Source organism: Streptomyces graminilatus (genome assembly GCF_001418565.1).
Lineage (GTDB): Bacteria > Actinomycetota > Actinomycetes > Streptomycetales > Streptomycetaceae > Streptomyces > Streptomyces graminilatus.
In genome coordinates, this window is record NZ_LIQQ01000805.1 from 1 (window position 1) to 1,544 (window position 1,544).

The 1,544-nt window shown below is 72.7% G+C and carries 2 protein-coding genes; both read left to right on the plus strand.

Translation table 11 applies throughout. The annotated features are described in order from the left end of the window. A partial coding sequence (locus AOK08_RS41740) for an RDD family protein (RefSeq protein ID WP_241827328.1) occupies positions 1 to 693 on the plus strand: 693 nt, incomplete at its 5' end. A gap of 163 nt (positions 694 to 856) precedes the next feature. Beyond that, positions 857 to 1,507, plus strand: a complete 651-nt coding sequence (locus tag AOK08_RS41745) for an RDD family protein (protein WP_055535788.1) — start codon at positions 857 to 859, stop codon at positions 1,505 to 1,507. The last annotated feature ends 37 nt before the right edge of the window (positions 1,508 to 1,544 follow it).

A 1,544-nucleotide genomic window follows, 5' to 3' on the forward strand; every position in this document is an offset into this window, starting at 1 on the left:
CCGCTGCCCCCGCCCCCGGTCGTCCCCCAGCAGAGCGCTCCCGGTGCGGCGATGGCCCCCGGCGTGGCCGTCGGCGGCGGCCAGCCCTCCTGGGCCCAGCAGGTGCACCGGCTGGGTGGACCCGGGCCCGAGGAGGGCGGAGAGCAGCGCCTCGCGCCCTGGAAGCCGCCCGTCGAGGACGTGTTCCAGGCCGCCGCCCGCCGGCAGGCGGCGGCGCGTCCGGCGGGCCTCGGCAAGCGGCTGTTCGCGCGGCTGGTGGACACCCTCGTGCTCGGCGCGGTCACCGCCGTGGCCGCCGTACCGCTGGGCTCCATGGCCGCCGACCACATCCAGGAGAAGATCGACGCGGCCAAACTCACCGGCGAGACCGTGACCGTCTGGCTGCTCGACGGCACGACCGGGCTGTACCTGGGCCTGGTGCTGGCCGTGCTGCTGCTGGCCGGGATCCTGTCCGAGGCGTGGCCCACGGCCAAGTGGGGCAGCACCCTCGGCAAGAAGCTGGTCGGTCTGGAGGTCCGGGACATCGAGGGCCACGAACCCCCGTCGTTCGGCGGGGCATTGCGCCGCTGGCTCGTCTACGCCGTCCCGGGGCTGCTCGGCATCGGCCTCCTGGGTGTCCTGTGGTGCCTGTTCGACCGCCCGTGGCGCCAGTGCTGGCACGACAAGGCGGCCCACACCTTCGTCGCGGGCTGAGCGAACACCGCCGAGCACACACGGCTGTTCGGCGGGGGAGGGTGTCCGGCGGTCGTACGTTCGACGCGGGGCGGACGGGTACGGCGTACGCGTCACCTGATCCGGTCCCCCGTACGGCCCCGTGCCGGATGCGGATCCGGGTGGTTCGCGGTCCACTCGGGCCATGAGCAGCGAACCGCCTCCCGGCTCCGGTCAGCCGCCGGACGACGACCCGTTCAGGAAGCAGCCACCGCCTCCGTCGTACGGCGCGGGCGATCCGTACGGCAGTGCGAGCCCCCCGGGCGGCGGCTCCCCGTACGGAGGCGGTGGTCCCCCCTACGGAGGCGGCGGTGATCCGTACGGCGGCTCGGGCGACCCCCTCGCGGGTATGCCCCCGCTCGCCGACAGCGGCCGGCGCACGCTCGCGCGGCTCATCGACATGATCCTCGTCGGGATCGTCGTCTGGCTGCTCACCTGGGGTTTCCGCGTCAACGACTACAACTTCAGCAGTGACAACATGGACTACGGCAACTCGGTCGGCCAGTCGGTCATCGCCGCCGTGCTCTACGTCGCGTACGACACGATCCTGATGTCCCGCACCGGGCAGACGCTCGGCAAGAAGTGGCTGCGGCTCCGGCTGGCCAACCTCGACGACGGCGCCACGCCCTCCGTGCAGACCTCGTTCGTCCGGGCGCTCGTGCTGTGGATCCCGTTCGCGTTCTGCTGCGCCTGCATCTGGACGGCGATCGCGGGCGGCTGGAGCTTCTTCGACAAGCCGTACAAGCAGGGCCTGCACGACAAGGCGGCCAAGACGGTGGTGGTCAGCACCGGTTGAGCGACTCCGGTCACGGCAACGGCGGTTGGGCGGGACC